Raw genomic sequence first — 25445 nt, forward strand, 5'->3', positions numbered from 1 at the left:
TGACATGTTATGACATTGATTTAATAAAGACTGGTTGTTTCTGGTTAAAGATAATATCTAATAATTGAGGGAATAAATCATATTAAAAATTCGAGACAAAAAAAGAGACCCTAATTGTAATTAGAGTCTCTTTTTCGTACCAGATTCGTTTTTAACCTGGCAAAATATTAATAAAGTAAAGTAGAACAACGAAGACGAAGAAGAGGATGTACATAATAGGTGTAACTTCCTTGCCTCGACCTGCAGCCCACATTGTTAATGGGTAGAAGAGGATTCCGAAAGCAAATCCATAAGAGATGTTGTATGTCAAAGGCATTCCTACAATAGTAAGAAAGGCTGGCATAGCAATTTCGAATTTGTTCCAGTTAATTTGTCTCATTGATTGAGCCATTAAAATACCAACAATGATCAATACTGGTGCGGTAACGTTTGAAGTTACAACAGTCAATAGTGGTGAGAAGAACATGGCAATGGCAAACATGATGCTGACAACGAGGGATGTTAGTCCTGTACGACCACCGACAGCGATACCGGCAGAAGATTCAACGTAAGCGGCAGTTGGAGTAGTACCCATAACAGCACCACCTAGCATTGAAATAGAATCAGCCATCAAAGCACGTCCAATTCTAGGCATCTTGTTGTTCTTCATGAAGCCAGCTTGTTCAGCTAAACCAATCAAAGTACCAGCAGTATCAAAGAAAGCTACAAGTAGGAAGACTAGGACAACTGCCCAAAGTTTTGGATCTGATAGATCAGGTAAATGAGCGATACTGACACCAAAAGTTGGTTTCATACTTGGAATAGTAGAGATAACTTGTTTTGGCAAAGGAATCAATTTAGTTACTAATCCTAAAATAGTAGTTAGCACCATACCGATGAAGATTGAACCAGGAACTTTTTTAGCCATTAGTAAGCCAGTTACAACTAGTCCAAAGATAGTTAACCAAGTTGTAGGAACTGTCAGTGAACCCATAGCAACAAGGGTTGATTTACTACCAACAACTAGACCACCACCCTGTAATCCAACAAAGGCGATAAAGAGTCCGATACCAGACGCCATAGCCAATTTTAAATCATGTGGAATTGAGTCGATGACCAGTTCACGTAATTTAAGTACGGAAATCAAGAGGAAGAGAACGCTGGACATGAAGACACCAGCCATTGCCGTTTGCCAAGGAATTCCCATGGCTAGTACAACTGAGTAAGTGAAGAAGGCATTATCGCCTAAACCTGGAGCTATTGCAATTGGATAATTAGCTAATAATGCCATTAAAATAGAACCCAAGATTGCTGAAAGAGCAGTAGCTGTAAAGACAGCACCTTTGTTCATACCCGCGACCCCTAAAACTTGCGGATTGACAAAGAGGATGTAGGCCATTGATACGAAAGTCGTCAAACCAGCTAGAATTTCACGTCTAACAGTAGTTTGAGCTTCTTGGAGATGGAATAATTTTTCAATGAAGCTACGATTTGAATCTGTTGATGATTCCATGATATAACCCCCTAAGTTTTTTACTACTTAGAAAGTATTACAAAAATTATGGAAAATAGCAAGTAAAATACGATTAATTCAAGCTACAATTTGGATAATTGTTCGTATTTATATCTATATAATTATAATTGTTATCTAAAAGTTATACATTAAATAATTAAATAACGAATTATATTTAAAAAGCAAAACAGTCAACAACTCAAATTGAGTCACTGACTGTTATTTTCGATATTAACTAAATATATCTTCTTCAGGTTGATCACCACTGGCAAAGGTGTACTCTTTACCGATTGTTGACGAATTCTGAATAATCAATGCTAAAGCTTTAGCAACGTCAACTCGAGGAATTGTGTCATTTTCATTAGGTCCCAATAATTTGATCTTACCAGTACCATCTTCATTAGTTAGTGTTCCGGGATGAATAATTGTGTAATCGAGACTAGTGCCACGCAGATGATCATCAGCGTAATGTTTAGCAGTCATGTAAGGTCTGATACCACTTGCGTCCCACTTATTTCGATTGTCACTAAAGACAGAACTAACCATAATATAACGTTTGATTCCAATTGCTTCGGCAACCATCATTGTTTTGATAGCACCATCGAGATCAATTTCAATTGTTAGAGCATCGCTAGCACCACCAGCACCGGCAGAGAAGACGATAATGTCAGCACCAGACTCTTCAATTGAATTCTTAATATCGTCTAGAGAAGCTGTTAGATCGATAAATTGAGTTTCGATATTGTTTTCGTTGTAGGCCTTGATTTGTTCTTGACTACGCAATCCAGCAACAAATTCGATGTTTCTTGATTGTAATTCACCAATCAGTAGGTGTCCGATTTTGCCATGGGCACCAATAATAAGAACTTTCATACTCAAAACCTCCTTAGTTAAACATACTGTAGCAACATTTTTTTAATAATGCTAGTGTTTTGAATCTTATATTTGAGTATATTAGACTTATATACAAAGGGGAAATAGCGTATGAAAATATTAGGAATTTTGGCCTCCCATCAAGAACATGGTCTCAATGCCCAAATGTTGGATGAAGTGTTGAAAAATGTTGATAGTGGAATCGAAACAGAAACAATCTTCTTAGAGAATTATGATATTACGCCTCACAAATATCATGAGGACAATCCTGTTTTGGATGAATTGGCGCAGAAATTAATGGACAGTGACGTCTGGATCTTTGCTGCACCTACTTATTGGCGAGAATTGTCAGGAGTTTTAAAGAATTTTTTCGACTGCATGCGACCTAAGTTTGTCTATTTCAAACAAAATGGCGACACGATACCAGGTCCATTCAAGAATAAGCACTACTTGAGTATTTCGTCTTGTTACGTTTCTATATTAGAAAACTTTGTTACTGGTGTGACTGACGATTCATTTAAGACGATTGATCGAGTAATGTCCGCTGCTGGAGTAATTAAAGTAGGGGAAATAGTTTTGCCGAATACCTTTGGCATGAAAACCATTCCATATAATAAGAAGAAACTGTGTCAAAAGTATGCTAAAAAGATTTCTGTCAGAAAGAGAAAGGATGATTCAACCGTGAAAAGATATATACAGCTATTCTTTATGATTGCCGTGATGGCACTAATAACAATGGGGATTCAATTACCACTCTCAGGATGGATCGGTAACAATTTCTGGTTGAATTATACTAGTTTTACTATTATTTTCTTTGTCTTACTGGCTTGTATCTTGCACTTTGTAACGTTTGTCAAACATCGCCGTCGTTAAACTAAAAAAATCTCGGACAATTTATTGTAAATTGGTCGAGATTTCTTATTGAAATGTATTATTATCAGGAATGGTTCTTTACATTTGTATAGGAATTTTTACAAATGCTGAATGGTTCGATGAATCTAATTCATTTGGTCAATCTGATCCAGTACCTTATCATAACTTGGTTCGTCAGTTTGTACTGGAACTACCTCAGAATAAGTGATTTCGCCGTTAGGGTCAACTACCCAGACTGAACGTGCCAAAATGTCCAAGTCCTTGATCCAAAGATTGGATTTCTTACCGAAGTCGCGGTTGACATCAGCTAACATTTGCATGTTCTTCACATTTTCAGCTGCACACCAGTGGGTTTGTTCCTCAACAGTGTTAGTAGAAATGGTAACGAAGTTGATAGCCGAGTGACCATCGACTTCTTCATTGAAATGTTTAGTTTGAATACTGCAGACACTAGTATTGATGTTAGGAACGACACTGATCAATAATGGTTTGTTTAATAGATCACTGAGTTTGATTTCTTGATTGTTCTTATTTAATACGGTAAAGTCGGGGAACTTATCTCCAACAGATAGTGGTTGACCAATTGTGGCAACAGTTTGTCCTTTAAATTCCAAATTCATACGAATATTCACCCTTTCTTTTTTGATGCTAGACTCATTATAAGTTAGGGCAAAATAAAAACCTAGAAATTAGATTGCAAATTGAGGTGATGCCATGTTAATAGTAGGAAAAGATATTAAGATAAGAAATTTTACGGAAACTGACTTTCCTCAGTTTCTAGCGTTAGTCGGTGATAAGACTAATCATGAACTAGCGGGATTGGAATATAGCACGGATTCCAATTATGTTCACCAGTTGTTTGAAATGTATTGCAAAAGAGATGATGCTAATGTCATTGCTGAAGTAGAAAATAATACAATGGTAGGAATTATCGAGATCAATCATCGTGGAGAGTCCGCAGACCTTGTTTTGACACGAGAAATCGGCTTTGTTATCGATCAAAAGTATCGACAAAAGGGATTTGCGACAGAAGCAATGCAGTTAGTGATTGATTATGGATTTAAACAGTTGCACTTGAAAGAGATTTGGGCGTCCACTGAAGAAAAAAATCAAGTTCCTCAGAAGATTTTAGAAAAATTAGGGTTCAAATATATCTACAGTGCCGACCAAGCGCTTCCATTCGCAACACATAGCAATATAGTCAGATATTATCTTCTGAAGGAATAGTTCACTTTTTGTAAGAAATTCTTAATTATTTCGGAGTAAGCAAATGGTATACGGATGGTACTATACTTCTTGTAAGGAGAAAATAGACTGACTTTTGATGAGAGGTTTTTATATGAAAAAAAGAACGAGAACTAGAAAAAGTCTCACAGTCAAAAAGCGAATAGTCGGTTTCTTCGCAATTGCCGTTATTTTGTTAGGTGTGGTTGGTGGATTCAGTATTAACAAAGTTATTGCTGAATCTGACAGCACGGCAGGGAATGACGCTGCAGCACCAGTTGCGGTACTCGCTAAGACGTCTGATAGTAGTACTTCAGGCGCAGGCGGTGCAGCAACTAATGCTAACGTCTTAGTTGGTGATAATACTGGAACAAGTACCGGTAGCCAAACACAAGCTAAAGATACTGACTATACACCGTCAGTCAACGTCAACAACATGTCAACATACCCACAAACCGGGGATGCGCATGATACCGGATTAGTCATTTTAGGCTTTACTATTTTGATTGGTCTATTCGCTTTTTATGGATTGAAGTTCCGGAAAAGCTTCCAATCTTTACACGTTTCAAAGGTAACAAATTGATTCAATTCTGATAAATATCTTTTACAAATTATGAGATGTACGGTTCGTAAAATTTGGTATTATCTAATTGTAATCAAGAAAGACAAAAACAAAAAATAATTTTCTATATCAGGGAGGATATATCATGAAATTATCTAAGAGTGTTTTAGCAGGATCATTAGCAACAGCAGGAATCGTTTTAGGAGCAATTGCACCAACAATCACAGCACAAGCTGCTACATCTTCAGGTGCTACAGCTGCTGATGGAACTGTTTCATACAAAGCTGGTACAGATGTTGGACCACTTGGTGGCAGTGATAGTAAATTAGCAATTGCATATGATGAAACTACAGATGGAAAGACTACAGCTGTTGGTGAAGCATCAGCTCAATCAAATGCTAATGTTAAAGTTCAATCAGGTCTTTTGACATTAGATTCTGTTCCTGATTTTGGATTTGGTAATGCTGCCATTGGCACAACAGTTGCTTTGGATAGCAACAATCGTGATGACAGTGCTACAGATAGTCAAGATAAAGGTGTATTAACAGTAACTGATTCACGTACTGACGCACCTGGATTCACAGTTGATGCTGCTATTACAAACTTCTTTGCCGGTAGTGATGACAAGACAGGTCAACCATTTGTTTTGAATCTACAAAAGACACAATTGAAGAATGATAAGGGTGGCGATGTTTCAGCCGATGGTCCTAGATATACTACAGGTATCAATATTGCCGGTGCAGCTAATAAAGCCGGAAGTGCTGATTCAACAGCTCCAGAAGCTTCAACTATGATTGACTTGGATAAGGGTACATATACAGATGGTCCTATCAATGCTTCATTTACACCAACTGACAAGAACACATACTTGAACTTAGCTACAGATACTCCAGCAACAAGTGGCAAAGATGGTGTTCAATCATACAATGCTACAATTACATGGACATTGAAGACAAAATCTACTGTTACAGCATAGTGAGTATTTAAAATATAAATGTTAAAATGTTAACCACTACTACAATAGTAGTGGTTTTTATTTTATAATATAAACGACTTATGCATTGATTTTAAAAAGGGAGGTTCAAGTTTTGAAACCAAAAGTTAGATTCTTGTTTCTAATTTCATTTATTTTTACTATGATAACAGGATTATTCGGTGCTACTAATGTTAGGGCCGCAACCTCTGGTGACTATACGATTAAACCAGGTGGCGAAAGTAATGATGTCGTAAATATTGATAATGGATCGTATATGGTAACGGGTAAACCTGGTCAAACTGCACAATTGAAATTGATGGTTGTTAATAAGGCCAGTGATACACGTAATTTTATTTATTATGCAGCAACTGCCTATACTAATAATAATGGTACTTTATCGTATGATGATACGAATGTAAAAGATCCATCTCTTAAAATTCAAACTAAAGACGCGTTATCTCCAAAAAAATCAATATTTAAAGTTCCAGGCAATACAACAGCCACAATTACTTTAAACGTGACTGTTCCTAAGAAAAAATTTGCAGGTACTTTAATGGGTGGTGTAACAATTGCTCCATATAAAGAGAAGGCTAAAGGAAGCGTCTCAGATAATGGTACTTTGATTAAAAATAAGTTTAGTTATTCTATACCTGTGCAAATTCATCAAACTGGCCAACCTAAAGTACAACCTAAGTATTCAGTTAGAACGGTAAAACCTGGTTTGGTACAGACATTTAAGGGTAGAAAACAAGGCGTTTTAGCCAATGTTCATAACTCTACTAATTCATATGCAGGTACACTTTCTGCTAAGGCTGTTGTCACTAAAAAAGGTGATAAAAGCTTTAAGATAACTCAGAATTATAGTTCACAAGATATTGCTTCAACTACTAATTATGATTTGAGTATTCCGTGGGGTAAAAAAACTCTTCAATCGGGTAATTATCATTTGAAGTTAACTTATAAAACAGATGGTGGTTTGAAGAGTTGGGTTTTAAATAAAGACTTTGCAATCACAAATAACGATGCTGCTAAGTATAATAAATTAGCTGGTATCAAGCCTAATTATCTATGGTTGTACATCCTATTAGGCATTCTTGCTTTGGCAATTATCCTAGGATTAGGTATTTACTTAGGTAAGAGAAACAATAACAAGAACAACAACGGTGGAGATGGCAATCAACCTACAAGACGTCGTCGTCGTTAATATTCTTTGATAAATAATTAAATATTGAGCTGTTCCAAGACTTGGAACGGCTTTTTTAGTATTATTAGAGGTGAAGTAATTATCAGGGGCAGAACAATGAATAAAAAAATAATCTATTTTCTATCAATGGTATTCTTTGCCTTTATAGGCTTTATAACGTTTAACAACACTGTCGTGAAGGCCGATATTAGTAATGTTACAGTGACTCCCTTAATTGAGGATGCTAATAGTGATGTTACTGATAGGTTTGATATTGTTGGCAAACCGAATGCTACACGTACAGTTAAGATTTCTATTGGTAATTTCAGTATTAATAAACTACGTTTGAGAATTGTACCAACAAATGCAACAACTTCCATGGATGGTAAAATCGTCTATACAGACAAGGTTCGTGCAGGTCAGTATGGTTTGAAATATGCTTTTGCCGATATGACCAAGCCACAGACCTTAGTTTTGGAGCCGAATAAGACTAAAGATGTGACTTTTAAAATTAAATTGCCATCTGATAAGATAGAAGGATTAGTTATGGGTGGATTTAACATCTATGATGCAGCTAGGGATGGTGCCAAAGGTAATGCCAATGTTGCAGTCTGGATAACGGGCAACAATAAAGCTGTTGGTGGTATTATCAGTTTACATAATTTGGCTTTGGACGTAATTAGTCGAAAACCGCATATTATTATCAATTTGCAAAATAAAGAACCTGGTCAGATGAAGAATGTTATCGTTCATATGACTGTAAAACGTAAGAGTTGGTTGGATCGTTTCAATTTGGGACCTAAGGAAATGGTTGCCGATACGACGTATAATAAAGTTGCACCTAATTCAGCTATTCCGGTTGATTTTGATCAGAATCAGACACCAATTCAAGCGGGTGAATATGTTGTTAAGGGTGCGGCCCGAAGTGGAAAAGCTACTTGGACTTTCCATAAGACATATAAAATTACGCAAGATCAGGCGAATGATATCAACAAACGTTGTAAAGGCTTGATCTATAACAAGACCACAACTTATATTTTGATTGTCTGTGTCTTAGTATCATTGATTTTCCTTATTTTCTGGGCCATTTGGTATTCAGGTAGGAGTTAAAAATATGAAAAAACGAATAATATTATTTTTCTCAACATTGTTGATGTTATTAATTGCCTTTTTACCAGCAACAACGGTGAAGGCAGCACCAGACAAATCTTATGCTATTCAAGCAATTTTACCTGACAATCAAATTGACAAGAATGAATCATATTTTGATTTGAAGGTAACTCCTAAGAAGGAACAAACTTTAAAAGTTTTAATTGCGAATACTGGTACGAAACCAATTACAGTTACTGCTGAGGTTAACAATGCTTATACAGCTGACTCAGGTGTGATTGGCTATGATAAATACAATACTAAATTGTATAAGTCTAAGCTTCCTTCATTGACTTCATTAGTTGATGGTTCAAGGAAACAAGTTGTTAAGTTGGATACTGGTGAGAATAAGACGGTTGAATTCAAAGTTAAATCTCCAGATTCAGAATACGCCGGAATTATTCTTGGTGGAGTCACGACCACAGCGTCAGTCAGTCCTACTAAGTCAAAAAATATCAATATCAAGAATCAAGTGCGTTACGTTAAGGGTGTTGTTCTACGTTCAAAAGACGATGGAGTAATGCCTAGTATGCATTTAACTTCAGCTGCTCCAAGGGCTGTGGCGGGTTCAACTGGTATTTCTTATATGTTAGATAACACAGCTCCGATTAACATTAATAAAGTTAAATTGACTGCTCACATCAAACATAATGGTAAGACGATTAAGTACAACGCTGACAATTTGCAAATTGCGCCTAATTCACAATTCAATTACTTTATTCCGATTAGTAAGTTGACATCGGGAACTTATAAAGCACATATTACTTTGAAAAATGATTCTGGATTTTCTCAATCATTTGATAAAAATATATCGGTTCAACAAAAAGAAGTCGATAGTGTTAAAGATGCCATCAATCCTAAGCAGGAAAGTAATAATAAGCAGTGGATTGGTATCATCATTGGAATTATTGTTTTAATCGTAATTGTTGTTTGGATGTACTTGTACTATTCACAACGTAATAAGAACGGTAAAGGACCTAAAGGTCGTAGTGGATTGAGATTTGGTGGAAAACCAAAGAATGATCCTAATAAGACTACTAGATCTGGTAATACAAGATCATCTCGTCATAAGAAATAAGCTACCGATACCTCAAGCAAATAATGCTTGAGGTATTTTTTTATTCTTTTAATTAAGGTGGAGATATTATTTTATTGAGAATATAATAAGCTTGATGAGTAGGCTGAAGGAGGGCGTTAATTTGAAGACTAAAAATCTTTGGCAGAATGTTCTATTATTTTTTGCCAGTATTATGATTGTTCTTTTTAGTGCAACGACAGTTAAAGCTGATGATACGCCAACTGGGCTAAGTAATGATGATGTCTTGGGATATACACCGAATGGTTCTATCATAGGTAGACCAGCAAAAGATGGTATTTTTACTAAACCATCCAGTTTGATCAATGGTGGAACGAATGCAGCCGCTGTTGTTAATAATACTTTGAGTAATACGGTTTACATGACTTTTTGGAGTAGTAAAAATAATAATGGGATTTTATGGTCAAATGAGAAGAATAAGATGGATGTCACTAAGAATGCTTATTTTTCATTTTGGATAAAAACTCCTGTAGACACTGCTAGTGGTGGTGGATTAGCATTCGTTATGCAAAACGATCCTAATGGCACTAATGCTTTGTCGACTTTGAATGGCAATGCGACGGCACCAATGGAAACATTAGGTGTTTGGGCAGCGGATCAGAATACATCCCATTTGGCGAACGCTATTCAAAATAGTTGGGCACTAGAATTTGATAATTATCCTAACGTCAGTGGGAACGTGAATGATGCTTTTGACAAAGATTCGAGTTTGGATAGTACTCAATTAGTCAGTGACAAGGTTCACATTGCTTCGGGATATCCTGATGATGAGCAATCTTATTCACCACTGAGTAATGGGGCTTATTCATTGATTCATCAGTCACCAATTTATCGGACGATTGGTACAAATAGCGGTTGGCATCATGTTTCGATTCTATATAATCCGAATAATGATGGTAAGACGGCCAATATTACTTATAAATTCAATGATAAAAATATTGATGGTACACCTAACACTAATACTGGAGTAGATTCTGCTACAAATCCAATCGAGGCAGATAAAACGGTCGAAATCGACTTGAGTAAATTTAATTTAGGCAGTGATAAAAAGGTTACTTGGGGTTTTGTTGGTGCTGGTAATACGGGAGCAAGTGAATCTCAGTTGATTTATGAACAATTATCTTCATTGGCTGATGTTTCAGTTGATGCTAAAATCTTCGACTCTACTCAAAATGATCGCGAATTGACTTCTAATTATAAAGAAATCAATGCTGGCGATAATCTGAAGTTACAGTACGATTTGAAATACAATGGTGGACAAGAAGATGTTGGTAAAATCAAAACGACAATTGATGTGCCCAAAAACGTTACTTTAAATTATGGTGCTTCAATTAAATTTGCTAATGGCAATACGGAGAATATTTCTAATTCAGAAATTGACACAGCTAATAAGACTGGTGTTTTGACCCACACAATCAGTTTGGTTACGAACGTGTTGAATACGACTAATAATCAGGCTACGCTTACTTTAACTGGTACCACGCCAACAACGGTTGCTGACAATACGAAGGTAGCATCTAGTCATGTTCATTTTGCCAGTGATACTTATATTGGTGATGCAATGGCAACTGATTTTGTTATCCGTAATCCTAAAATCAAAACTCTAAATTTGGATGCTAGTTTGTCATCAACTGAGATTTCAACTATTACTAGTACCAATTTGAAGGGTTCACTTACTTATGCTGATGGTAGTGCCTTTGAAAGTGAGGGAGCTCTTTTAAATGTGACAGTTGATGGTAAAAATTTGAGTCAAATGGCAGTCACGGCTACTGATGACAATAAGAAGATTGATTTTTCACTTCCGTTTTATGGTAGTTCTGACGCCGGAACTGACTTACCTGAACAAGAGATTCTAGGCCCAGGTACACACACGATAACAATTTCAGCCAATGATCACTACAATAATAAATCAGAGACGAAGACCTTTACGGTGACAGTTGATGCGCAATCGTTGAAACTTGATTTAGGTGATGGTAACTTTTCATTTGCTAATATCCAATCATATTATTCTGGAGATGTACGTCGAAATGACGATTGGCAGGTCAATGTGATTGCTCAGGATTCATCGTGGTCTCTGTCAGCCAGTGGTACTTCTTTAGTGAACGACGATAGTGAGACTTTTGATGGTGAAATGTTTTATCGGGATGCCCAAGGTGAGGTAGCTGATTTGAATTCACCAACACTTATTAGTAATTCAGAAATTGAAAAGTCGGAGACGGGTACCTTTGATGTGACTAAGGGCTGGTCGAAAAATACTGGAATCTTGTTGCATTCAGATGGTGATCTAGTTTCTAGTGGAAAATATACAGGAACAATTAGTTGGACTTTGAATAACTCAATTTAGGTTAAAAATGATTCATTTTATGAAATAAAAGCTTTTATAAAGGTCGTCAATTGAAAAAACTCGGTAATTTATTACCGAGTTTTTTCAATATTTTGGACGACCATTATTATATTTTTTAATTGTTAATTAACACATTCTATTACAATTTTTTAGATGCATTTCCTAATGTGCTCATAAAATAGTTTGAAGACCAAAGATGGCCACTCCATAATTGTGATTTTGTTTCCGGGTATTTCTTGAGCCGTTCTCTAACCGATATTCTTTTTAGATTTTTTACGGTATTTGTTGGTGTTTTATCCGGTAAAAGAAAGCTGAAAGCACCAGTCTTCAGGCCACTAATAAAGATTTGTTTGAGGCATATAGGGGTTTCTTTAGTAAAAAGCGTAAGTTTCCTCGTTTCAAGAGCAAGAAGTTTCCCAAACAAAGTTATCAATCTAAGTTCGTAAATAACAACGTTGAGATCATTGATAACTCTTATATAAAACTTCCTAAACTTGGAGTAATGAAATATAAGAACAAGAAATCAATTCCTAGTATCATCAAGTACGTTACGATTCGTAAGTCATCTACTAGCAAGTATTATGCTGTTTTAACGGTTGATGAAGAACCAGAGCAATTACCTAAGACTAATAAATCAGTTGGAATTGATATGGTGTTTCTGATCTAGTCATTTGTTCAAACGGTAGAAAATATAAGGCTATACGGTTTGATAAAAAATTAGCTAAAAAGAAACACCATTGGGAAAAACGATTAGCTAGAAGACGTACTCAGGCTTTGAGGGACATTCAATACAAGAAAAAATTTGGATTGAGTGACCCAAAAACTTTAGAACAGTACAGTAATTATATAAAGGCTAAGCTCATGGTAGCTAAATACAGTGAAAAAATAGCTAATCAAAGGAAAGACTATCTTCATAAGATAACTCGTGAATTAGTTGAAAATAATGACATGATTGTAATTGAAGATTTGAAAACCAAAAATCTTCTTAAGAATCATAAATTATCACGTGTTATTGCCAACCAATCATGGAGTGCATTAAGACTAATGCTTGAATACAAGTGTGAATGGTATGGTAAAAAACTTTTGATAGTTAATCCATTCAAAACTAGTCAAATTTGTTCTAACTGTGGTTATGACGATGGTAAACACGGATTAAACATTCGAGAATGGGATTGTCCAAATTGTAGTATTCACCATGATAGAGATGTCAATGCAAGTAAAAACATATTAAATATTGGCTTGGAACAAGCCTTAGTAACCTCTACTGACTAGTTGAAATACTAGTTGGCAAGTATGGAATGTTCCTAGAAGCTCGGTATTTTAGTACCGACGTAGTTCACAGTGAAGGCGGCTTGATTATGAAAAAACATTTTCAAACGAAGACAGTTGATGATATTTCTGATGATTGGACAAATAATTCAGGTCTATTATTGGAGAATGATACTAGTAAAGAAAATGAGGCTGGTCAATATACTGGTACTTTAAATTGGACAGCAATTAATTCATTGTAAAAAAATAGACGGACTCGTTATGAGTTCGTCTATTTCTTTACAAAACTTTTTTCTTTTTATTTGTGGTGATTTTATTTTTAAGTTTTTTGACGTAGATTTGATTCAATTGAATCAATAACCAGATATAGTCTGGCCTAGTGGAGGAAATATCCCAGGGAATGACTTTAAGATTTCCTGGATACTTCTTTTTCTCGATATCCAATGGTAAGACATCCAATGAAGTGATTAAGACGTCGACATCATCGTAAACGTTACTTGGAACTACTTCAACGAATTCGAGATTACGAACTGTTCTTAAAGCAACCTCAGCGGCCTGATTACCTGGGTCAATTAAGACTTTAACACGGATGAAATCTTCTTCACGAATTGTTGAAATATAACTTGGCAAGATTTGATATAAATCTTTTGAAATTAATTCAGCCGCATTATAAATGCCCGGAAATTCATTTTGATCAACATTTGAGAAGAAGGTATAAACGTCTTTGTACAAGTCAGTATATGATTGTTCATTACCCTCAGCGTACATTGTATCGAGATGCATCAAGGAATATGGCGCCATGATGTAATAGAAAACAATATCACGGGTGACATAAGTCATGATGTGCTTCAAAGTCTTTTGATTATGATAAACAGTCATATCATCGTGATAATGCTCTTTAAGAAAATCTATAAAGTGATAAACGAGCGCGTAGAACTTCGGATTAATACGAGCATTAGTATTGATTGGTTGTTCAAAGGCGGTGTCACTAGGTTGAAAGGCTGTCTTTCTAAAGAGATTGATCAGCTTATTTTCATTATGTAAGGCATCTAGTGGCACAATTGGATAATCATCGTGAGTTAAAATCTCTTCACCTAGTTGTTGATTATCGAAGACAACGTTGTAATATGGCAAATCTTCAATATAATTTCGTTTGATCAAACGAATTCTGGAGATTGCCAAGAAATACTTCAGTTGAAAATGTACGATTGGATTGTCAAAAGTTATTCCCGCTTTGGCAATAATTTGATCGATTGAGTTCTCTTGAATAAGGCTAAATGGCCATTCTTGAGCATGGTAAGTATACCAATAGACATAATAAGCCATCCATCGGATATTTTTCTCATTACCCTTGATCTCAAGGGTTGAATTGGAAATTTTAAGTCCAAAGTTTTTAAGGAAGGCTCTGAATTTGGACATTCGACGATTGAGAGTTGATTTACTAGTAAAGTGTTCGTTACTGAAACTCTCAAATGATGGATTAGCACTGGTCAGGCCATAATTAAAGGCCTGAAAAACTACCGAGTTCTTAACTAAGTATAGGCGGTAAGTATCAATGAAAATTTTACTAAAGTCGATTGACTCAATCTTAGTGTCACTAGGATCGATATCAGGGGCGACATCGGCAAAATCTTCTAGCAGTGCTTGGAAAATGTTATATGTTTTTTGGTACGTAAATTGTAATCTACTACTAATATTACTCAAGTTTACTTCACGAGGAGGTAGCGACTTAATAACAGTTAGCATTCGATATTTCTCTACGTCTTGCTTAACTAAGAAAATTTGCTCCAACATGTTTGTTTCCCCCGGCAATGTTAAATTGTTAATTTAAAAAGATTAATAAATATAAGAAACACTACTTGCTACTATCTTAACATTTATTTATAATATTTTGTAATCAGATAGAGGCGCAATTTTTATTAGTCGTGTTTTGGAGTACGATAGGGTACCTTGAAAAAACATTAAAGGAAAAGTTGCCGAAATCATTTTATCCCTACTTGATAAAGTTGATTGGGCTATTACTTAATAGGTGGTAGACTGTCGTACGTTCAGAGAATGAGTTTCTTATTTTTTGAAAAACGTTGAGCTATTGATTATTGGGATAATTATAATCCTTATTGTCAGTAGTTCCTCTGATAATAGGGACTTTTTTTATGTCCAAATAAAAGGGGAATGAAAGATGGAAAATAATGATGTGAGTCGGTCGTTAAAGACTCGTCATCTATCAATGATTGCGTTAGGAGGTTCGATTGGAACTGGATTATTTGTTGCCAGTGGTTCTTCAATCTCAACCGCAGGACCTGGAGGAGCTCTGATAGCTTATGCGGCTATCGGTATCATGGTCTATTTCTTGATGACAAGTTTGGGAGAAATGGCAACTTATATGCCGGTCTCCGGTTCCTTTGCAACTTACGCAACTAAATTTATCGATCCAGCCTTTGGCTTTGCTTTAGGTTGGAATTATTGGTTTAACTGGGCTATTACCTTAGCGGTAGACTTATCAACTATTTCATTGGTTGTTAAGTATTGGTTCCCAAGTTGGACATCATGGAAAATAAGTTTAACTTTTATGATTGTTTTACTAGTAATTAATTTTATTTCAGTTGGATCATTTGGTGAAACTGAATATTGGTTATCATCAATTAAAGTTATTGCTGTAATCATCTTCTTGATTGTTGGTATCTTGAGTATTTTAGGTATTCTAGGCAATCAAAATTTTGTTGGTTTAACTAACTACACTTACAAGAAAGCACCATTTGTTGGTGGAATACCGGCAATTCTGAGTGTATTCGTTGTAGCTGGTTTTTCGTTCCAGGGTACCGAGTTGATCGGAATTACCGCAGGTGAATCTGCTACACCCGAGAAGAGTATACCTAAGGCTATCAAGCAAGTCTTCTGGAGAATCTTGTTATTCTACATATTGTCAATCGCCGTTATCGGTGCCTTGATTCCTTATACAAGTCCTAACTTATTAGGATCAGGAGCTGGCGATATTGCTATCAGTCCATTTACTATTGTCTTCAAAAAAGTTGGTATTCCACTAGCTGCTGGAGTAATGAATGCCGTTATTTTAACATCAGTTATTTCTGCTGCTAATTCAGGATTATATGCTGCCAGCCGTATGCTCTGGTCAATGAGTAAACAAGGCATGGCACCAAAGGCTTTCCAAAGAACCAATGGTCGAGGCGTTCCCGTATTTTCACTATTATTAACAGCTTTAGTTGGAGCCATCGCCTTGTTTACAAGTTTGTATGGTGATTCATTCTATGAATTGTTAGTTGCCGCATCAGGACTAACCGGATTCATTGCATGGTTAGGAATAGCCTTTTCACATTACCGTTTCAGAAAAGCATACTTGTATAAAGGCTATGATCTAGATGATCTTCGTTATAAAGCAAAGTGGTTCCCATTTGGACCAATTTTAGCCATTGTTTTAGGAATTATTATTATCTTAGGACAAGACGTAAGATCAATGGTAGATTTCAATATCGGAAGATTATTGATTAGTTATAGTGGATTGATTATTTTGTTCGTATGTTGGCTTTACTACAAGATTAGATATAAGACTAAGTTTTTGAAACTAGAAGATATCGATGTAAAACATGAACAAAAACACAACCGCTATTGATATTTAAGTTAGTTTAAATTATTATTAGAAATGAATATAACGCTAAGAGAGTGCCTACTCATAAACCTTTCAGAGAAGCGATGGTTGGTGAAAATCGCAAAGGCTTTTATTCCAGCATTCTGGCAACGGGTAATGCCGTTCGGGTTGATCCGATAAAGTCTGAAAGTGCAGTGTATTTGCGTACACTGAAACTGGGTGGTACCGCGAATGGTCGATTCGTCCCTTTATTGGGATGAATCGGCCTTTTTTTGTAGAGAGCGGAGCAGGGGCGTTCAGCTCCCGAGGATTAAGACTACTTATCTCAGTCGGTAGCGAAGCGCCGGCAGAGATAAGTTGACTTAACCGGAAGGAGTTGTCCCTGCGAAGCTCGTTTCCACTATAAAAAATAGAACAATGGTTATCAAAAAAAATTTCACCCCAAACCAAAAAAGAGTACAAACTCTCTCAAGCCAAAAATCAAAAAGGAGAATCTCAATGTTAGATATCAAATTGATTAGAAAAGATCCAGAATGGATCAAGAACAAGTTAGCATCACGTGGAGTAACTAGTGATGAAATTGATGAATTGCTTGGCTATGACAGCAAACGTCGTGAATTATTAGTTAAGAGTGAAACCCTTAAAGAAAAGAGAAACACTGTTTCTCAAGGTATCGCTACTAAGAAACGTAATAAAGAAGATGCCAGTGACGAAATTGCTGCTATGAAGCAAGTTGGTTCAGACATTAAGGACTTGGATGCTGAGCTTGAAGAAACAGAAGGAAAAATGAACTATATCTTAGTTCGTCTACCTAATATTCCTGATGATTCAGTTCCTGTTGGACCTGATGAAAGTACTAACGTTGAAATCCGTAAAGTCGGTGCTATTCCTAAGGAAGGTTTCAAACCTCGTCATCACTGGGATATCGGTGAAGAACTAGGAATCTTAGACTTTGAACAAGCTACTAAAGTTGCTGGTTCACGTTTTGTTTACTACATTGGCATGGGTGCTAGACTTGAACGTGCTGTTTACAACTTTATGTTGGATCAACACCAAAAGGAAGGCTATACAGAAGTTATCCCTCCATACTTGGTAAACAACGATGCCATGTTTGGTACAAGTCAATTCCCTAAGTTTACTGAAGACGTTTATACAGTTATGGTTGATGAAAACCCACTAACTTTGATTCCTACAGCTGAAGTACCTTTGACAAACTACTTTGCCGGTAAGATTTTGAATGAAAAAGACTTACCTAAGTACGTTACAGCTCTAACACCTTGTTTCCGTTCAGAAGCAGGTAGTGCTGGTCGTGATACTCGTGGTTTGATCCGTATGCACCAATTCAATAAAGTTGAAATGGTTAAGGTTACAAAACCAGAAGAATCATACAATGAACTAGAAAAATTGACAGCTAATGCTGAAAATATTTTGAAACAATTAGGACTACCATATCACGTTATCGTACTTTCAAGTGGGGATGCCAGTTTCAGTTCAGCTAAGACATACGATCTTGAAGTTTGGATGCCTGCTCAAGACAAGTATCGTGAAGTTTCAAGTTGTTCAAACTGTCTTGACTTCCAAGCTCGTCGTGCTCATATCCGTTACCGTGACGAAAATGGTAAGACAAAGTTGGCACATACTTTGAATGGTTCAGGACTTGCTGCAGGTCGTACCGTAGCTGCTATCCTTGAAAATTACCAAAATGAAGATGGATCAGTTACAATTCCTGACGTATTGGTACCATACATGGGTGGAATTACAAAAATTACTAAAGAAAATGCCAAATAAGTATTGACTCAATCCCAATAGATTGATAAGATTTAATAGTTCTGTTAAAGAGCTATTGAATTATTCCGGATTAGCTCAGTTGGTAGAGCATCTGACTGTTAATCAGGGTGTCGTCAGTTCGAGTCTGACATCCGGAGTTATAAATACTTAGGAAATCCTAGGTGTCTTCAATAGAAATACATCTAGTTCATTTGAATTAGATGTATTTTTTTTATAGGATTTCTTTTTCTTGCCGTGTTAGCTCAGTTGGTAGAGCATCGGTATCGTAAACCGGCGGTCACAGGTTCGACTCCTGCACACGGCATAATAAGAATGTCAGTTAAAAAAGAAGAGCCTTTGAATACTGTTAGATCAGCATTCAAGGCTTTTTTTTATTTGTAAAAATCCAAGAATGTCAGAGAAAATCAAATGACTTTGCACGAAAGTTTGCACGGCTGATAACTTTTTCGATTTTAAATTTGTCGTGCAAATTTTTAACAATTCATATGTATGCCTTTTCAAAGAAGATTATTTTACAAATCAAAGAATATCAAAAAAATGTTATAAATTTCCCTAAGCTATATAAATTTACTCGCATTAATTATATAATGACTGTATTAGATAATGAATTGAGAAATACCTCCCAGGGGAAACACAGACGTGTTTCTCCATTTTTTTGATAAAAAATAAACAAAAAAGCTAACCTGAAGAGGTTAGCTCATGAAATTGAAGTCGACAATTAAATCTATATTGTTGGCTTTTTTTATTCAACTTTATTTAAAGCATTTTGAACGGCTTCTTTAATGGCTTTACTTGAAGCTGAAGCACCAGAAACGGTATCGACATCGACAGAATTCTTAGCGACGATTTCTTTTGGAAGTTCTTCAACAGCTTTCAAACCGTAGTCGTCGGATTCACTTTGTTTCAAAACTTCGATATCTTGAATATTTTTGTCGTCATCAACTGTGACACGGACAACGATTTCGTTACCCATACCGGCAGTTGATTTACCGATATATTGATTATCATTTGTTTCGAAATGTTCTTCGGCAATATCGGAACCGAGTCCTTCTTCATGGATGCTGGCTGAAGTTTGAGCATCAACATTTGTGGTAGTAGCTTCAGATTTTACACTAGCAGCATTTTCACCAGCAATCTTACCAAAGATTAAATTCTCGGCTAAATGCTACCACCGTTGTATTGACGTCCCATCAAACTACCTAATTCACCGGCAGCATAAAGATGAGGGATTACTTGATCATCGTTGTCGACCACTTCGGCATGAGAGTTGTGAACTGGACCACCTTGAGTATTCAATAGACCTTGCACCATTGCTAGAGCATAATAAGGACCATCGTCAAAAGCAGTCAAGGTTTCAGGATCACGATTGAAAGCATAGTCACGTTTTTGTTCGGCAAAGTAATTGAAGTCTGTAATAGTTTTTTGCAACTTATCAACATCGACATCCAAAACTTTGGCCAAACTTTCAAGATTGTCAGCTTTAACGACAGCTTTCAAAAATTCTGGGTAAGGAGCATTTTTATCGTTAGATAATTCATCGTACTTCTTTTGATCAAAGACGACGTAGGGATGACGTTGAGCTAGAGGGATTCTCCAGTTGCCGTGGTCTTGAATGTGACCGTGTCTGTGGATTTCATTTTCATCGAAGTAACGAGTTCCATCGTCACCGACAACAATCAAGCTGCCTTGATGGAAAGCGGGCCAGTCAAATGGCAAAAATTGTGAACGTTGGCCTTTGGCAGGTTTAGGTGTCAACCCATGGAAGATACCGTATGATTCATAATTGTTCATGTTGTAAAGTTGAGCACCGACCTCGCTAGCCATTTTGACGCCAATACCTTTGTTGTAGAGAGAACCAATGGGATTCAAGCTAGTTTCGCCTAAGTAGTTTTCAATCATTTTAGGATTGTTTTCAAAACCACCAGTTGCCATTACAACACCATTATTGGCTTTAACGTTTAATAATTTACCGTCACGTTCAATTTGAACTCCGACAATTGCCTTAGTTTCTGGATTTTGAATTAAGTGCTTTGCAGGTGTTTGATAAAGGACATCAATTTTATCAGCACGGTCGAGAACTTGTTGACGTAAATTCTTCCATAAAGCTGAATCGGCCACACCTTCATGGACAGCAACTAGTTCATGGGTAGCTTGACCTCTAAATTCGGGATATTCGTGAGCCATAAAGTATAAAGCTTTGGAAACAGGTGATTCTGGATGTTGACCCATAACAAAAGGTTTTACACCCAAATATTTTTCTAGATAATCAGGAATTTTGTACAATCCCTGAATGAAAGTTTCCATTAAATCTTGATCATAAGCCAATGGGTAGGCCAAATCTTGATAATATTTTCTCAAATCATCAAGGTTGTCACCTGAAGAAATAACTTGTCCGGCGTAGCGAGTATTGCCACCTTCATGACCCTCGGGAGCTGAATCAGTAATTAAGACCTTAGCATTGTTGTCGGCCGCAAATCTTGCAGCAGTAGCACCAGCACCACCAAAGCCTAAGACGATTACATCATAAGTAGCATTCCAATTTAGTTTTGAATCCTCAAACATATCATTCACTCCATTTCCGTAAGGTGTTATGGTTAATATAACTCTAAATTGTGACATTGTGAACGTTTTATAAATCTGGAATTGAAATCGAGGATGAAAATGAGTTTAGTTAATAAGAAGTATTATGCCCTAGGAACCTTGATCAATCTGACCGTTGCGACTCCAGCCGGAGAGGAAGAGTTGGATGCAGCTTACGAGTTGATTAAAAATTTTGAAGATAAATTGACCGTCAATCGTGATCAATCTGAAGTTATGTCCATCAATTATTCAGCTGGAATCAAACCAGTAGCGGTACCAACTGACACTTACGATTTAATCAAACGTGCAGTATTAGTTAGTCGTCAGCATTTAGGTTTCAATGTTGCGATTGGACCATTGGTTAAGTTGTGGAAAATAGGTTTCAAAGGTGCTAACAAACCCAGTGATGCCGATATTAAAGAACGTTTACGTATCATTGACCCTGAAAGGATCAAATTGGACGATGAACAGCAAACTGTCTTTTTGGAAGAAAAGGGTATGGAAATTGACCTAGGTGGAATTGCTAAAGGCTATATTGCTGATAAAATCAAAGCCCTGTGGTTAAGTATGAATGTTGAAACGGGCATTATCGATTTGGGTGGTAATGTACTTTTAGTCGGTCCCAGTGTTCATGAAGATAAGATGTGGAATATCGGTGTCCAAAATCCAGTAGAAAAGCGGGATGTGTCGTTAGGTGTTTTGCATACTACGGCCAAGTCAATTGGAACGTCAGGTATTTATGAACGTAAACTAGTTATTGATGGTCATGAATATCATCATATGTTCGATTCCAAAACGGGCTATCCTATCAAAAATAATCTTGCCAGCGTGACGATTGTTAGTGATAAATCAATTGATGGAGAGATTTGGTCAACCGTTGGTTTCTATCAAGGTATCGAAAAAGGATTGACTTTGATTGAAAGCCAACCTGGTGTTGAAGCTATTTTCATCACGAAAGATTTGGAATATCAGACAACTAGTGGACTACGTGACAAGTTTTTTAAAATATAACAATTATATATCATAACAATTCCAAAATTGTGTTGATTTATATTGTGAACGAATTTACAATGAACATGTAAGATAATTATAAATAAGGTGATTGCTAATATGAATAAATTTATTGCAATAGTGGGATCTAATTCCAATAAGTCAACTAATCGTGAATTATTGAAGTACATGAAGAAACGTTTCCAATCAGCTGCCGAAATTGAGTTGGTTGAGATCAAGAATCTTCCAATTTATAAGAAGAGTGCTGACAAATATGTTCCTCAAGAAGCATTAGATATTGCTACTAAAATTGAAGCCGCTGACGGTGTGATTATTGCGACACCTGAATACGATCATTCTATTCCAGCTGCTTTATCAAGTGCACTAGCTTGGTTATCATATGGAATTCATCCATTTGTGGATAAGCCAGTTATGATTACAGGAGCTTCTTATGGATCATTAGGTTCATCACGTGCTCAAGCTCAATTGCGTCAGATTCTGGATTCACCAGAATTGAAAGCTAGAATTATGCCTAGTTCGGAGTTCCTATTGGGCCACTCATTACAAGCTTTTGATGAGAATGGTGACTTGAAGGATGAAAAGGTTATTAAGCAATTAGACGGGTTGTTCCAAGATTTCTTGGATTTCGTGAATATATCAAAACAATTAAATAATGCTAATGAAGTTAACAAACAAAAAGCCAAAGAATTTTCTTGGGATAAGGACTAGGAGAGGTAAATATGAAATTAGTAGGTATTGCAGGTTCAATCGCTGACCAATCATACAATCGCACATTATTGAATTTCATTGCAAAGCACTGTGAGGGTGTTGTTGATATTGAAGTTTTGGATATCAATCAAGTGCCAATGTTCAGTCAAGATGACGATCAAACAAATAGTTCCGTTATTCAAAAATTAAGTAACAAGGTTAAGTCAGCTGACGGCGTTATCATTGCAACTCCTGGACATAACCATACCGTTCCAGCTGCTTTGAAGAATGTTATTGAATGGTTATCATATGAGATTCATCCTTTTGATGGCAAGCCAGTCATGATCGTAGGAGCCTCATATCATACTCAAGGTTCATCACGTGCTCAATTACACTTGAGACAAATCTTAGAGGCACCAGGAGTTAATGCGGTTGTTTTGCCTGGTAATGAATTCCTATTAGGTAACGTTAAGACAGCTTTTGATGATAACGGTGAATTGAAGGATCAACGTACTGTTGACTTTCTTGATACAACTTTACAAAAATTTATTAAGTTTGCGAAGGTGATTAATATGATCGATGCTGACGACTATGAAAAAGAAGATTTATCAGCTTCAGGTAAAGTAGATACAACTGTAGAAGGTGTAGATATGGATGATCCTGATTGGATAAATAAAGCTGCTGAAAAGGTTAACGCTGTAGATGGTGATACTTATGTTAAGTTGGATAGTGGTTTGTTAACTGTTAACCAGTTGAACTACATGTTGAAGACTACACCGATTGAATTGACTTACGTAGATGAAAATAATCAATTTATCTATTACAATCGTTTCTTACCAACTGAAAAGATGTTGGCTAAGAGAACACCTGCTCAAGTCGGTGATTCATTGACTGCAGTTCACCCAGGTAAAGCGCGTGTTATTAAGCATGTTAAACAAGTTATCCACATGTTGAGAAGTGGTAAGACTGATTTAGTTTCAATGCCAGTACCTGGAGGAGATAGCGATCATCATGTTATGCATTACTACAAAGCTATGCATGATGAAGAAGGTAATTACAAAGGTGTTAATGAATGGGCTGTTGATTTGAAACCTATCGTTAATGAATACTTGAAACAAACTGGTCAAATGTTGGTTCCAGATCCAAACGCTAAGGTTGACGCTACTTCCGGAGCTTCAGAGAAATCTGAAACATCAGTGGATGCAACTGCTAGTGCTTCTAAAGAAGAAGCAGAAGAGGTCAAACCTGAAGTTGATGCAACAAGTAGTGCTTCAAAACATTAAATGAAAATAGACTTCCTTATTGGGAGTCTATTTTTTTATCTATTCAGACCAATTAAGTTTTGAACATAAAAAAAGCTCATCTGAGGGGGGATGAGCTCGTTTTTGTTGTACGAATGCACAACGACATTACCAGTAGTGTCGGGGGAAAGATATGAATGCTTTATGAGGGTTTCCAATTTCTTTTAAATATTAGATAGAGAGGGATTTGTTAATTAATTAATGAAAGCATTCAAAGTAAATTATTGTAATGGGATTTTTCTTAATTGATTGAGGGGATCAATTAAGAATTTAAATTTGTGAGTTAACGATATGAGGATGTATCGTAACTGTTTTAAGAGTTAAAGGAAGGAATCGCATCTCATATCTTTCCCCTTTCACAGTTATAAATATAGCATATATGTTTAAACATGTTGTTTCAAAATAGAACAAATTATTTATTTGTTTTTAGGATAAAATAATGAATTGATTGAGCAATAATAATTCGATATTGTGTTTTAAGGCCTTGAAATAAATTCTAGACACAAAAAAAGCTCATCTGAGGGGGATAAGCCTGTCTTTTCGTTACGATTATGTAACGACATTACCAGTAGTGTCAGGGGAAGGCATGAATGATTTCGATAAAATTTCCAAATTGAGGGATTTGGTATTAATAACGGAAAGCATTCAAACTGAATTTGTAATTGGGATAACTCGTAATAAGTAAAAATTGATTGAGGGGGCAATTTTTATTCATTAGTTCGTTTAGATTTTAGATCTCGGTATGAGGATGTGTACCGTGATCCATGTATCAAAAGTAATAAAGGAGGAATCATAATTGATTCATACCATATCCCCTTTCACAGTTATAAATATAGCACATATTTTTAAACATGATTTTTCAATTATCGTAAAAATAATTGTTTGTTTTTAATATCACAATATTTATTTATTGCAATTAGAAATATGTTAATGGATAAGATTTCATGAGGGATGGTAGTTAAATAATTTAAGTAATTAATTTAGTTTGAAATTAATAATCAATATTTATTAGAAAAGATATCTTTTTTATATTCGAATTAATAAAAAAGAACAAAAAAACAGCTCATCTGGGGGGACGGGCTTGTTTTTTGTTACACACATTGGTGTAACGGCATTACCAGTAGTGTCAGGGGAAGATATGAATGCTTGTGAGGTTTCCATATTTGTCAAATAGAGAGGGATTTGTTAATTAATTAATGAAAGCATTCAAAGTAAATTATTGTAATGGGATATTACAAACGTATCTTTTGAGTAAAAATTGATTGAGGGGGGCAATTTTTATTATTGATACGAATGAACTTTACAGGTTAACGATATGAGGATGTGTATCGCAACCTTCATTAAGAGTTAAAAAAGGAAGGAATTGCATTTTCATATCTAAACCCCTTGCACACTTATAATATACCACATGTGTTTAAACAATTAAATTCATT

Annotated in this window: 21 protein-coding genes, 2 tRNA genes, 1 pseudogene and 1 riboswitch; of the genes and pseudogenes, 18 read left to right on the plus strand and 6 right to left on the minus strand. The window is 36.0% G+C overall.

Features of this window, described 5'->3' with window-relative positions:
* Nucleotides 1-151: 151 nt before the first annotated feature.
* Complete coding sequence (locus LKACC16343_RS05260; protein ID WP_025085615.1) at nucleotides 152-1492, minus strand: NCS2 family permease; 1341 nt, start codon at nucleotides 1490-1492, stop codon at nucleotides 152-154.
* 231 nt (nucleotides 1493-1723) lie between these two features.
* On the minus strand, nucleotides 1724-2365 hold the full coding sequence (locus tag LKACC16343_RS05265; protein ID WP_056953570.1) for an SDR family oxidoreductase: 642 nt from the start codon (nucleotides 2363-2365) through the stop codon (nucleotides 1724-1726).
* A 111-nt stretch (nucleotides 2366-2476) separates the two neighbouring features.
* On the opposite strand from LKACC16343_RS05265, the gene LKACC16343_RS05270 reads away from it, so the two are divergent.
* The gene (locus LKACC16343_RS05270; RefSeq protein ID WP_056953572.1) at nucleotides 2477-3238 is read left to right on the plus strand and encodes a flavodoxin family protein; all 762 of its coding nucleotides are present in this window, start codon (nucleotides 2477-2479) and stop codon (nucleotides 3236-3238) included.
* A 125-nt stretch (nucleotides 3239-3363) separates the two neighbouring features.
* On the opposite strand, the gene tpx is transcribed toward LKACC16343_RS05270, so the two are convergent.
* Nucleotides 3364-3858: a thiol peroxidase gene (tpx, locus tag LKACC16343_RS05275; protein WP_056953573.1), complete on the minus strand. Its 495-nt coding sequence runs from the start codon at nucleotides 3856-3858 to the stop codon at nucleotides 3364-3366.
* 94 nt (nucleotides 3859-3952) lie between these two features.
* On the opposite strand from tpx, the gene LKACC16343_RS05280 reads away from it, so the two are divergent.
* From LKACC16343_RS05280 to LKACC16343_RS05310, 7 genes are all read left to right on the plus strand, one after another.
* Entirely contained in the window at nucleotides 3953-4465 is a 513-nt protein-coding gene (locus LKACC16343_RS05280) for a GNAT family N-acetyltransferase (RefSeq protein ID WP_056953575.1), read from the plus strand.
* A gap of 112 nt (nucleotides 4466-4577) precedes the next feature.
* Nucleotides 4578-5045 (plus strand): LPXTG cell wall anchor domain-containing protein, encoded by a 468-nt coding sequence (locus LKACC16343_RS05285; protein WP_056953577.1) that lies wholly within the window; start codon nucleotides 4578-4580, stop codon nucleotides 5043-5045.
* Between the two features lie 124 nt (nucleotides 5046-5169).
* Complete coding sequence (locus LKACC16343_RS05290) at nucleotides 5170-6000, plus strand: WxL domain-containing protein (protein WP_056953579.1); 831 nt, start codon at nucleotides 5170-5172, stop codon at nucleotides 5998-6000.
* A gap of 112 nt (nucleotides 6001-6112) precedes the next feature.
* Nucleotides 6113-7204 carry a DUF3324 domain-containing protein gene (locus tag LKACC16343_RS05295; protein WP_056953582.1) on the plus strand — a complete coding sequence of 364 codons (1092 nt, stop codon included), beginning with the start codon at nucleotides 6113-6115 and terminating at the stop codon, nucleotides 7202-7204.
* Between the two features lie 96 nt (nucleotides 7205-7300).
* Complete coding sequence (locus LKACC16343_RS05300; protein ID WP_056953584.1) at nucleotides 7301-8293, plus strand: WxL protein peptidoglycan domain-containing protein; 993 nt, start codon at nucleotides 7301-7303, stop codon at nucleotides 8291-8293.
* Nucleotides 8294-8297: 4 nt separating this feature from the next.
* A complete protein-coding gene (locus LKACC16343_RS05305; protein WP_087721267.1) occupies nucleotides 8298-9410 on the plus strand; it encodes a DUF916 domain-containing protein in 1113 nt (370 codons plus the stop codon).
* A 121-nt stretch (nucleotides 9411-9531) separates the two neighbouring features.
* Entirely contained in the window at nucleotides 9532-11772 is a 2241-nt protein-coding gene (locus LKACC16343_RS05310; protein ID WP_056953587.1) for an L-type lectin family protein, read from the plus strand.
* A 139-nt stretch (nucleotides 11773-11911) separates the two neighbouring features.
* Here the strand turns inward: LKACC16343_RS05310 and LKACC16343_RS05315 are convergent, their stop codons facing one another.
* On the minus strand, nucleotides 11912-12205 hold the full coding sequence (locus LKACC16343_RS05315; RefSeq protein WP_143444178.1) for a transposase: 294 nt from the start codon (nucleotides 12203-12205) through the stop codon (nucleotides 11912-11914).
* A gap of 69 nt (nucleotides 12206-12274) precedes the next feature.
* On the opposite strand from LKACC16343_RS05315, the gene LKACC16343_RS14510 reads away from it, so the two are divergent.
* From LKACC16343_RS14510 to LKACC16343_RS14290, 3 genes are all read left to right on the plus strand, one after another.
* Nucleotides 12275-12439 carry a hypothetical protein gene (locus LKACC16343_RS14510; protein WP_234032517.1) on the plus strand — a complete coding sequence of 55 codons (165 nt, stop codon included), beginning with the start codon at nucleotides 12275-12277 and terminating at the stop codon, nucleotides 12437-12439.
* A 32-nt stretch (nucleotides 12440-12471) separates the two neighbouring features.
* Complete coding sequence (locus tag LKACC16343_RS14515; RefSeq protein ID WP_234032522.1) at nucleotides 12472-13044, plus strand: RNA-guided endonuclease TnpB family protein; 573 nt, start codon at nucleotides 12472-12474, stop codon at nucleotides 13042-13044.
* A gap of 86 nt (nucleotides 13045-13130) precedes the next feature.
* Nucleotides 13131-13283 carry a hypothetical protein gene (locus tag LKACC16343_RS14290; RefSeq protein WP_156638767.1) on the plus strand — a complete coding sequence of 51 codons (153 nt, stop codon included), beginning with the start codon at nucleotides 13131-13133 and terminating at the stop codon, nucleotides 13281-13283.
* A 37-nt stretch (nucleotides 13284-13320) separates the two neighbouring features.
* Here LKACC16343_RS14290 and LKACC16343_RS05325 read toward each other — a convergent pair whose 3' ends face one another.
* The gene (locus LKACC16343_RS05325) at nucleotides 13321-14835 is read right to left on the minus strand and encodes a helix-turn-helix domain-containing protein (RefSeq protein ID WP_056953591.1); all 1515 of its coding nucleotides are present in this window, start codon (nucleotides 14833-14835) and stop codon (nucleotides 13321-13323) included.
* A gap of 100 nt (nucleotides 14836-14935) precedes the next feature.
* A riboswitch (Lysine riboswitch) is annotated at nucleotides 14936-15138 on the plus strand.
* A gap of 82 nt (nucleotides 15139-15220) precedes the next feature.
* On the opposite strand from LKACC16343_RS05325, the gene LKACC16343_RS05330 reads away from it, so the two are divergent.
* The 4 genes from LKACC16343_RS05330 (at nucleotide 15221) to LKACC16343_RS05345 (ending at nucleotide 18737) form a co-directional block, all read left to right on the plus strand.
* Nucleotides 15221-16669 (plus strand): amino acid permease, encoded by a 1449-nt coding sequence (locus LKACC16343_RS05330; RefSeq protein ID WP_056953593.1) that lies wholly within the window; start codon nucleotides 15221-15223, stop codon nucleotides 16667-16669.
* A gap of 474 nt (nucleotides 16670-17143) precedes the next feature.
* A complete protein-coding gene (gene serS / locus LKACC16343_RS05335; protein ID WP_056953595.1) occupies nucleotides 17144-18433 on the plus strand; it encodes a serine--tRNA ligase in 1290 nt (429 codons plus the stop codon).
* A 64-nt stretch (nucleotides 18434-18497) separates the two neighbouring features.
* Nucleotides 18498-18570 (plus strand) — tRNA-Asn (locus LKACC16343_RS05340).
* 94 nt (nucleotides 18571-18664) lie between these two features.
* Nucleotides 18665-18737, plus strand: a tRNA-Thr gene (locus LKACC16343_RS05345).
* A 438-nt stretch (nucleotides 18738-19175) separates the two neighbouring features.
* Here the strand turns inward: LKACC16343_RS05345 and LKACC16343_RS05350 are convergent.
* A pseudogene (locus tag LKACC16343_RS05350) lies at nucleotides 19176-20995 on the minus strand (FAD-binding protein).
* 99 nt (nucleotides 20996-21094) lie between these two features.
* Here LKACC16343_RS05350 and LKACC16343_RS05355 point away from each other — a divergent pair.
* The 3 genes from LKACC16343_RS05355 to LKACC16343_RS05365 all read left to right on the plus strand — a co-directional run bounded on the left by LKACC16343_RS05355 (nucleotide 21095) and on the right by LKACC16343_RS05365 (nucleotide 23994).
* Nucleotides 21095-22024: an FAD:protein FMN transferase gene (locus LKACC16343_RS05355; protein ID WP_056953597.1), complete on the plus strand. Its 930-nt coding sequence runs from the start codon at nucleotides 21095-21097 to the stop codon at nucleotides 22022-22024.
* Between the two features lie 99 nt (nucleotides 22025-22123).
* Complete coding sequence (locus LKACC16343_RS05360; protein WP_056953599.1) at nucleotides 22124-22732, plus strand: NADPH-dependent FMN reductase; 609 nt, start codon at nucleotides 22124-22126, stop codon at nucleotides 22730-22732.
* An 11-nt stretch (nucleotides 22733-22743) separates the two neighbouring features.
* The gene (locus LKACC16343_RS05365; protein WP_056953601.1) at nucleotides 22744-23994 is read left to right on the plus strand and encodes an NAD(P)H-dependent oxidoreductase; all 1251 of its coding nucleotides are present in this window, start codon (nucleotides 22744-22746) and stop codon (nucleotides 23992-23994) included.
* The last annotated feature ends 1451 nt before the right edge of the window (nucleotides 23995-25445 follow it).

Source organism: Companilactobacillus bobalius (assembly GCF_002179915.1).
GTDB classification, from domain to species: domain Bacteria; phylum Bacillota; class Bacilli; order Lactobacillales; family Lactobacillaceae; genus Companilactobacillus; species Companilactobacillus bobalius.

Coding starts and splice junctions, on each gene's coding strand:
- LKACC16343_RS05260 (WP_025085615.1), bottom strand. CDS start 1,492: ATGGAATCATCAACAGATTCAAATCGTAGCTTCATTGAAAAATTATTC.
- LKACC16343_RS05265 (WP_056953570.1), bottom strand. CDS start 2,365: ATGAAAGTTCTTATTATTGGTGCCCATGGCAAAATCGGACACCTACTG.
- LKACC16343_RS05270 (WP_056953572.1), top strand. CDS start 2,477: ATGAAAATATTAGGAATTTTGGCCTCCCATCAAGAACATGGTCTCAAT.
- tpx (WP_056953573.1), bottom strand. CDS start 3,858: ATGAATTTGGAATTTAAAGGACAAACTGTTGCCACAATTGGTCAACCA.
- LKACC16343_RS05280 (WP_056953575.1), top strand. CDS start 3,953: ATGTTAATAGTAGGAAAAGATATTAAGATAAGAAATTTTACGGAAACT.
- LKACC16343_RS05285 (WP_056953577.1), top strand. CDS start 4,578: ATGAAAAAAAGAACGAGAACTAGAAAAAGTCTCACAGTCAAAAAGCGA.
- LKACC16343_RS05290 (WP_056953579.1), top strand. CDS start 5,170: ATGAAATTATCTAAGAGTGTTTTAGCAGGATCATTAGCAACAGCAGGA.
- LKACC16343_RS05300 (WP_056953584.1), top strand. CDS start 7,301: ATGAATAAAAAAATAATCTATTTTCTATCAATGGTATTCTTTGCCTTT.
- LKACC16343_RS05305 (WP_087721267.1), top strand. CDS start 8,298: ATGAAAAAACGAATAATATTATTTTTCTCAACATTGTTGATGTTATTA.
- LKACC16343_RS14510 (WP_234032517.1), top strand. CDS start 12,275: ATGAAATATAAGAACAAGAAATCAATTCCTAGTATCATCAAGTACGTT.
- LKACC16343_RS14290 (WP_156638767.1), top strand. CDS start 13,131: ATGAAAAAACATTTTCAAACGAAGACAGTTGATGATATTTCTGATGAT.
- LKACC16343_RS05325 (WP_056953591.1), bottom strand. CDS start 14,835: ATGTTGGAGCAAATTTTCTTAGTTAAGCAAGACGTAGAGAAATATCGA.
- LKACC16343_RS05330 (WP_056953593.1), top strand. CDS start 15,221: ATGGAAAATAATGATGTGAGTCGGTCGTTAAAGACTCGTCATCTATCA.
- serS (WP_056953595.1), top strand. CDS start 17,144: ATGTTAGATATCAAATTGATTAGAAAAGATCCAGAATGGATCAAGAAC.
- LKACC16343_RS05355 (WP_056953597.1), top strand. CDS start 21,095: ATGAGTTTAGTTAATAAGAAGTATTATGCCCTAGGAACCTTGATCAAT.
- LKACC16343_RS05360 (WP_056953599.1), top strand. CDS start 22,124: ATGAATAAATTTATTGCAATAGTGGGATCTAATTCCAATAAGTCAACT.
- LKACC16343_RS05365 (WP_056953601.1), top strand. CDS start 22,744: ATGAAATTAGTAGGTATTGCAGGTTCAATCGCTGACCAATCATACAAT.